Here is a 7141-nt window from a genome sequence, read left to right as displayed (position 1 = left end):
GCCGGGTCGACGAGCGGTCGCAACGCCGGCTGCGCATCCGGGCCGTCAAGCTCAACGAGACCGCGTTGTTGGTCCAGTCCCAGATCGAAGACCGGGTGAACCCCGGCGCGCTGTGGCCGGGCGTCAGCGGTGAGGACCTCGCCATGTGGCTGTTCGACGCCGAGCTCACCGTCGAGCGCCTCGCGAGGGCCGGCGCTCAGGCCGCCCAAGCCGACATGCCCGCCGCCACCCGCGCCGAACTCGCCGACATCGTGACCATGCTGTCGCGCGCGATCCGGATACCACTCAGCCACGGCCTGAGGCAGACGGCGGAGCGGGCGCAGCGCCTGCTGGACCAACAACGCGGTCTCGTTGAGCTTGACGGCCCGGATGCGCAGCCGGCGTTGCGACCGCTCGTCGACCCGGCTGTTGCGCACCAGATCGGCCGTGGTGTCGATGACGATCGCCATCCGCGCCCGCAATGATCGAATATTTTCGCGCAGAACGCTTTTCGGTCGGTCGGGCATCAGCAGCATCGCCCAGAGGAAGCTGCACAACGTGCCGATCACCGTGGCGCCGATCAACCATGGCAACTCGGCGAACTTCGCGTGCAGATACAGCGAGAAGAAGTACGACATGAACGTGACCATGCCCAGGGCGGTTCCACGCGGGCCGAACCGCCGCAGGTACGCCGCGACGAACACCACCACGACGAACAGGACGTCGCCCGCCACCGGGTGCGGGGTCACCAGCGCGGCCGCGGTGATGGACGCCGCGGTGGGCAGCGGCAGTAGCGCCATCGTGACGCGTTGGCGGTGCGGATCGGGTTCGTTGACCGACCGTGCCGACACCATCGTGACCAGCGCGCCCAGCAGCGCCACCGTCATCGGCTGCCCGGTGGCCTTGGTCAGCAGGTACAGGACCAGCAGCGCGGTCGCCAGCGCGGCGGTGGTGCGGGTAGCCATCCGCAAGCGGAGCAGTCCCGGGTCCGATCCGATCGTCCAGTTACGCGCCCGCTCGTACAGCGCGGTTGCGTCACCGAACACCGTTGGCCAGCCTCTCTCCCGCGAACTGCGTGTCTGTTGCTACCGACTCTGGCACAGCGGCCAAGATGGAACCCGATGAGCACGCACGTGATGCTGGCCGACGGCCGCGAGCTGTTGTTCTTCTCACTTCCGGGCCGCACGCCGGCCCCGGTCGCCGACCGTCGTCCGTTGCCGCCGTTCGAGCCCGGCCAGTCGCAGCTGCGGTTCGACCAGACCACCGGGCAGTGGGTGGTCATCGCCGCGCGCCGCCAGGATCGCACCTACAAGCCGCCCCCCGACCAGTGTCCGCTGTGTCCGGGTCCGACCGGGCTGACCAGCGAGGTGCCGGCGCCCGACTACGACGTCGTCGTTTTCGAGAACCGGTTCCCGTCGTTGTCCGGTGCGGGTTCGCCCGCATCGGTTCCCGACGGCTTCACGCCGCTGCCCGGCGCCGGACGCTGCGAGGTGATCTGCTTTTCCAGCGACCACACCGGGTCGTTCGCCGAGCTGCCGTTAGCGCACGCCCGATTGGTTGTCGACGCGTGGCGGGACCGGACCGGCGCGCTGCTGGCGTTGCCAGGCGTGGAGCAGGTGTTCTGCTTCGAGAACCGCGGCGAAGAGATCGGCGTGACGCTGTCGCACCCGCACGGCCAGATCTACGGCTACTCGTATCTGACTCCGCGCACCGCCGCCATGATGTCGCAAGCCGCTGCGCACAAGGGCGGCAACCTATTCGCCGACCTGCTGGCAGCCGAGATCGCCGACGGCAGCCGGATCGTCGCGCGCACCGAGCTGTTCACCGCGTTCGTGCCTTTCGCGGCGCGGTGGCCGGTCGAGGTGCACATCTACCCGAATCGGTTCGTGCACAACCTTGTCGACCTGTCGCCGGCCGAGCTGGACGACTTCGCTCGGGTCTACGTCGACATGCTGCGGCGCTTCGACCGGATGTATTCCGGCCCGCTGCCGTACATTTCGGCGCTGCACCAATACGCCGACACCGACGCGCTGCGCGACGGCTACTTCCACGTCGAGCTGATGTCGATCAGGCGCAGCGCGACCGCGCTGAAATACCTTGCCGCGTCCGAGTCGGCGATGGACGCCTTCATCACGGACGTGGTGCCCGAAGCCGTCGCTCAGCGGTTGCGGGAACTCGCGTGACGATCCGGTATTCCGCGCCGGGGCGGATCAACCTGATCGGCGAACACACCGACTACAACCTCGGCTGGTCGCTGCCCATCGCGTTGCCGCAGCGCACTACCGTCGTTTTCGAGCCGTCGGACGCCGACGCGCTGACCGTCTCCAGCGATCTAGCCGATGGCTCGGTGCGAATTCCGTTGACCACCAGGCCCGGTGAGGTAACCGGGTGGGCGGCCTACGTGGCCGGGGTGGTGTGGTCATTGCGCGCCGCCGGGCATCGCGTGCCCGGCGGTTCGATGTCGATCACCAGCGAGGTCGAGATGGGCTCGGGCCTGTCGTCGTCGGCGGCGCTGGAATGCGCGGTGTTGGGCGCGTTGGCTCCGAACATCGACCGTCTTGACCAGGCGCGGCTGGCCCAGCGCGCGGAGAACGAATACGTCGGCGCGCCAACGGGTTTGCTCGATCAGATTTCTTCGTTGTTCGGCGCCGCGGCCACCGCGTTGCTGATCGACTTTCGCGAGCTGAGCGTGCGGTCCGTGGGCTTCGACCCGTCCTCGTCGGGCGTCGAACTCTTGTTGGTCGACTCGCGGGAGCGGCACGGTCACGTCGGCGGCGAATACGCGGCGCGACGTTTGTCATGCGAGCGGGCGGCCGCAGACATGGGAGTGGTGTCACTGCGCGAGGTGCAGGACCTCGCCGCGCTCGACAAGGTGAGCGATCCCGTCGACGCCCGTCGTGCGCGGCATGTGCTGACCGAGAATCAGCGGGTGCTGGATTTCGTTGCGGCGTTGGGTGATTCGGACTACGCCGAAGCCGGGCGGATCTTCACTGCCTCACACGCGTCGATGCGTGACGGTTTCGCCATCACCACGCCGCACATCGATTTGATCGCGGACACCGCGGTGGAGGCGGGCGCCCTGGGTGCCCGGATGACCGGCGGCGGCTTCGGCGGCTGCGTGATCGCGTTGGTCCCGGCGGATCGCGTCGAGACGGTCAGCCAAGCAATTCAGGCCGCCGCTGGTAACCAGCCAACTATCACCCGGACGTATGCCGCAGACGGTGCATCCGCCACATGAGTAACAGCGGGGCGGGGGTGTTCGATGTGCCCACCTCACAGCGACAATCGCACCCGGCCACCGGTTTGTCGCTTGTAGGTGGGCACAAAGCCAGCTGGCCAGCTCATGGTGCGGGAGTTAAACGAATCGCGCGAAGTGTGGGCGCGTTGTAGCAGGGCGGCACGCGCAACACATTGTTGGTAAGAAGGGCAGGGTGAGGATCGCGATCAGCGGCGCCGGCGTGGCCGGGGCGGCGCTCGCCCACTGGTTGCACCGCACCGGCCACGACCCGACCCTGATCGAGCAGGCACCGCAGTTCCGCACCGGCGGCTACATGATCGACTTCTGGGGCGTCGGCTACCAAGTGGCCCAACGCATGGGCATCGAAGATTCGATCCGCGCCGCCGGGTACGAGGTCGAGTTGCTGCGCTCGGTCGGCTCCCGCGGCCAGGTCATGGCCGAGGTGCACATCGAGACCTTCCGCCGCATGTTCGGCGACGACTTGATCGGCCTGCCCCGCGGCGACTTGGCCGCCGAGATCTACGCCACCATCGACAACAAGGTGGAAACGATCTTCGGCGACAGCATCGCGACCGTGGACGCGCACAGTGAGGGCGTCCGGCTGACCTTCGAGCATGGAGCGCCCCGCGATTTCGACCTGCTGATCGGCGCGGACGGATTGCATTCGAACGTGCGCCGCCTGGTCTTTGGACCCGACGAGGACTTTGAGCACTACCTCGGTTGCAAGGTCGCCGCGTGCATGGTCGGCGGATACCGGCCTCGCGACGATCTCGTCTACCTCACCTACGGCAGCCCCGGTCGCCAGCTCGGCCGTTTCGCGCTGCGCGGCGACCGCACCATGCTGTTGTTCATCTTCCGCGCCCCGCACGACAGCGCAGGGGTGTCACCAAAAGATCAGTTGCGCAACGAGTTCAGCGATGCCGGCTGGGAATCGCGGGATTTCCTGGCCGCCCTCGACGACGTCGACGACTTGTATTTCGATGTTGTCAGCCAGGTTCGCATGGACGATTGGTCGCGCGACCGCGTCGTGCTGATCGGGGACGCCGCCGGGTGTATTTCGTTGCTCGGTGGGGAGGGCACCGGCCTGGCGATCACCGAGGCGTACGTGCTGGCCGGCGAACTCGCGCGTGCGGGGGCCGACTACAGCCGCGCCTTCGAGGCCTACCAGTCGCTGATGCGTCCCGTGATCAAAACCAAGCAAGCCAATGCGAAGCGCTACATTTCGTTCTTCACCACGCGGACCCGGTTCGGCTTGTGGTTCCGCAACATGGCGATGCGGATGGCAGATTTCGGGCCACTGGCCACGCTGTTCGCCGGTGCTGCGCGCGATGACTTTCCGCTGCCGGAGTACGGCATCTAACCACGTCACCGTAGTCCCCAGCCGAGAGTGAATCCATGCCTCAGGACCAGCTCGGTGAGCACGTCGGTGCGCTCGGCCAGCGGCCATGACTCGAACGTAAACGGCTCGAGCGCGAAAAACGCGTAGTTGATCGACGTCTCGGGCGTGGTGCGCGGTCGATAGACCAGCGCATCCAGCGCATCGGGCGCGGGCCACCAGCGCTTCACGGCGTCGGCGAGGCGGTGGCAGGTGGCCCACACGTCGTCGTGCTGACCGGTGTTGATCTGGTCGTCGATGCCGAGGACGTCGAGGTTGGCCTCGGTGCGCAGGTCGAGGACCCGCAGGTGCCGGGCAGCGACGAGTCGGACCAGCCGGTGCTCGGCGTGGTCGGCGGGGATCATCAGCCCGGTCGGCCGGTAACGCTCGCGGAATGCGCCGACGAGAGCGCTTGCGGCGTAACGGGTTCGGAAGGCGCCCGACTCCGGGTCGAAGCGATACCGGGCGCTCGGAAACCCTTCCCACGTCCAGTCTTCGGGTGGCGCCGCCTCGACCCGCCAGAGTTCGGTGCCGGCGTCGATCCGGCGGCGGCGCAGGCCCACCGGGCGCGCGTCGGGCAGCGGCTGCCGGTAGCCCGGCGGAAGGTCAGGCACCGATGCTGGCGAGCATCCGCCACGCGGCGTCGGCGGTCTTCGGGCGGCGCAGCGCCTCGGCGATCGACGTGCCGCCCAGTTCGTCATGGGTCAGCCGCATGATCCGGTCGGCGGCCAGCGGGTCATCGGTGAACGTCGACAGCAGCTCGAGGATCCGCGGTAGATCGGTGCGGACCCGGTCGGCGTCGAATTGCCAAGCCGGGAAATAAGTTTGGTTACCGACGGCCGAGCCCAGCAGCTTGCCCCGGCTGCGGAGCCGGTGCACGGCCTGCGGTGAATGCAAGGCCAGTCGCTGCTGCACCTTCGGCGTCGCTAACGAGCCTTCGACGAACTCGCGCACCAGCGCGCTACGGCGTTCCTCGTTCAGGCTCTGCGCGGCGACCCGCTCTAGCGTTCCGTCCGGCGTAATCGGTGCCTGAAGAACGGCTTCCAATACCTCAGCGAAGCCGGGCTCGGTGCGGGCACGCTCGGCAGCCCGCTGGGCGACGGTAGTGGACATGACTCCAGGCTACCAGCGGCGGCATCCAATTGAAACAATCGAAACAGTTCTAGGCGGAGCGACGTGGCCTCCGGGTGCGCTGGCCGTTGCGGGCGGCCGCCTTGGCGCGCTCACCGCCGCGGTTGGGACGGCGTTTGGGTGCGGCGCGGTTGGGCGGCGCGGTGGCCGGCCTGGGGGCCGGAGCCTGGTACGGCGCGATTTCGCCGACCAGTTGCACGACCGGTTCCGATGCCGCGGTCACCTGCTGGGGGCGGGCGGCGATACCGGCCCGCTTCAACAGCACCGAGGTATCGCGGCGCTGTTCGGGCAGCACGACGGTGACGACGTCGCCGGAGCTGCCGGCCCGGGCGGTGCGACCGGAGCGATGCAGGTATGCCTTGTGCTCGGCGGGCGGGTCGACGTGCACGACCAGCTGCACGTCGTCGACGTGCACGCCACGGGCGGCGATGTCGGTGGCCACCAGCACGCGGGCCGCCCCCGACGAGAAGGCCGCCAGGTTGCGGTCGCGGGCCGGTTGAGAAAGGTTGCCGTGCAAGTCAACCGACGGCACGCCGGCCTCGGTCAGCTGGCGGGCCAGCTTGCGCGCCTGATGCTTGGTGCGCATGAACAGGATTCGCCGTCCGGTGCCCGACGCCAGGCGGTGCACCAATTCGGTTTTGGCGCCGACGCTTTCGACGTGGAAGACGTGATGGGTCATCTCCGGAACCGGCGAGTTGGCCTCGTCGACGGAGTGCATGACGTGGTTGCGCAGGAAGCGCTTCACGAGCTTGTCGACGCCGTTGTCCAGGGTCGCCGAGAACAGCAGCCGCTGACCGGTAGGCGGGGTGGCGGCGAGGATGCGGGTGACACCGGGCAAGAAGCCGAGGTCGGCCATGTGGTCGGCCTCGTCGAGCACGGTGATGTCGACCGAGTCGAGGCTGATCAGCCGTTGGCGCATCAGGTCTTCCAGCCGGCCCGGGCAGGCGACGACGATGTCGACGCCGGCGTTGAGCGCGGATTCCTGACGGGTCTGCGACACCCCGCCGAAGATCGTGGTGACTTTGAGGCCGTAGCTGGCCGCTAACGGCTCCAGCGTCGCGGTGATCTGGGTGGCCAGCTCCCGGGTGGGGGCCAGCACCAAGCCGGTCGGATGCTTGGGGCGCCGCTTGGCCGTTGCGAGGCGGGCTACCAACGGGATTGAGAAGGCCAGCGTCTTGCCGCTGCCGGTCTTACCGCGGCCGAGCACGTCGCGCCCGGCCAGGGTGTCAGGCAGGGTGTTGACTTGGATCGGGAACGGCGCGGTGATGCCGCGCGCGGACAGGTTGCTGATCAGTCGCTCGGGCACGCCGAGTTCAGCAAAAGTATGCGAAGTCAGAGATTGCACAGTGGTGTGGTGCCTTTCAGGCATCAGGGTGGCGAGATTGCCAGTGGGCAAAATCGATCGCCGCGAGAAAGCT

At 67.9% G+C, this 7141-nt stretch carries 6 protein-coding genes and 1 pseudogene; 3 read left to right on the top strand and 4 right to left on the bottom strand.

Features of this window, described 5'->3' with window-relative positions; translation table 11 throughout:
* Window positions 1-944, bottom strand: a pseudogene (locus A5658_RS20550) (hypothetical protein); the annotation flags it as partial.
* 156 nt (window positions 945-1100) lie between these two features.
* Between A5658_RS20550 and galT the strand changes: the two are divergent.
* The 3 genes from galT (at window position 1101) to A5658_RS20535 (ending at window position 4577) form a co-directional block, all read left to right on the top strand.
* On the top strand, window positions 1101-2162 hold the full coding sequence (gene galT / locus A5658_RS20545) for a galactose-1-phosphate uridylyltransferase (RefSeq protein ID WP_067339496.1): 1062 nt from the start codon (window positions 1101-1103) through the stop codon (window positions 2160-2162).
* Window positions 2159-3217: a galactokinase gene (locus tag A5658_RS20540; RefSeq protein ID WP_067339495.1), complete on the top strand. Its 1059-nt coding sequence runs from the start codon at window positions 2159-2161 to the stop codon at window positions 3215-3217. The genes galT and A5658_RS20540 overlap by 4 nt, the downstream gene beginning before the upstream one ends.
* 193 nt (window positions 3218-3410) lie before the next feature.
* On the top strand, window positions 3411-4577 hold the full coding sequence (locus tag A5658_RS20535) for an FAD-binding domain (RefSeq protein WP_067339494.1): 1167 nt from the start codon (window positions 3411-3413) through the stop codon (window positions 4575-4577).
* A gap of 5 nt (window positions 4578-4582) precedes the next feature.
* On the opposite strand, the gene A5658_RS20530 is transcribed toward A5658_RS20535, so the two are convergent.
* From A5658_RS20530 to A5658_RS20520, 3 genes are read right to left on the bottom strand one after another with little or no spacing between them, the layout of a single operon-like run.
* Window positions 4583-5206, bottom strand: a complete 624-nt coding sequence (locus tag A5658_RS20530) for an RES domain-containing protein (RefSeq protein WP_156751575.1) — start codon at window positions 5204-5206, stop codon at window positions 4583-4585.
* Window positions 5199-5705, bottom strand: a complete 507-nt coding sequence (locus tag A5658_RS20525) for a hypothetical protein (protein ID WP_067339493.1) — start codon at window positions 5703-5705, stop codon at window positions 5199-5201. Before A5658_RS20525 ends, A5658_RS20530 begins: the two co-directional genes overlap by 8 nt.
* Window positions 5706-5754: 49 nt before the next feature.
* The gene (locus tag A5658_RS20520; RefSeq protein ID WP_067339491.1) at window positions 5755-7092 is read right to left on the bottom strand and encodes a DEAD/DEAH box helicase; all 1338 of its coding nucleotides are present in this window, start codon (window positions 7090-7092) and stop codon (window positions 5755-5757) included.
* Window positions 7093-7141 lie beyond the last annotated feature (49 nt).

Origin of the sequence: Mycobacterium sp. 1245111.1, assembly GCF_001673405.1 — a bacterium.
In the GTDB taxonomy this organism is placed as follows: domain Bacteria; phylum Actinomycetota; class Actinomycetes; order Mycobacteriales; family Mycobacteriaceae; genus Mycobacterium.
The sequence above is the reverse complement of the archived record's forward strand: the minus strand, read 5'-3'. Positions and strand labels throughout refer to the sequence as shown.

What these genes read in the sequence shown, in the direction of transcription:
- galT (WP_067339496.1), top strand. Translation starts at nt 1,101, where the DNA reads ATGAGCACGCACGTGATGCTGGCCGACGGCCGCGAGCTGTTGTTCTTC.
- A5658_RS20525 (WP_067339493.1), bottom strand. Translation starts at nt 5,705, where the DNA reads ATGTCCACTACCGTCGCCCAGCGGGCTGCCGAGCGTGCCCGCACCGAG.
- A5658_RS20520 (WP_067339491.1), bottom strand. Translation starts at nt 7,092, where the DNA reads ATGCCTGAAAGGCACCACACCACTGTGCAATCTCTGACTTCGCATACT.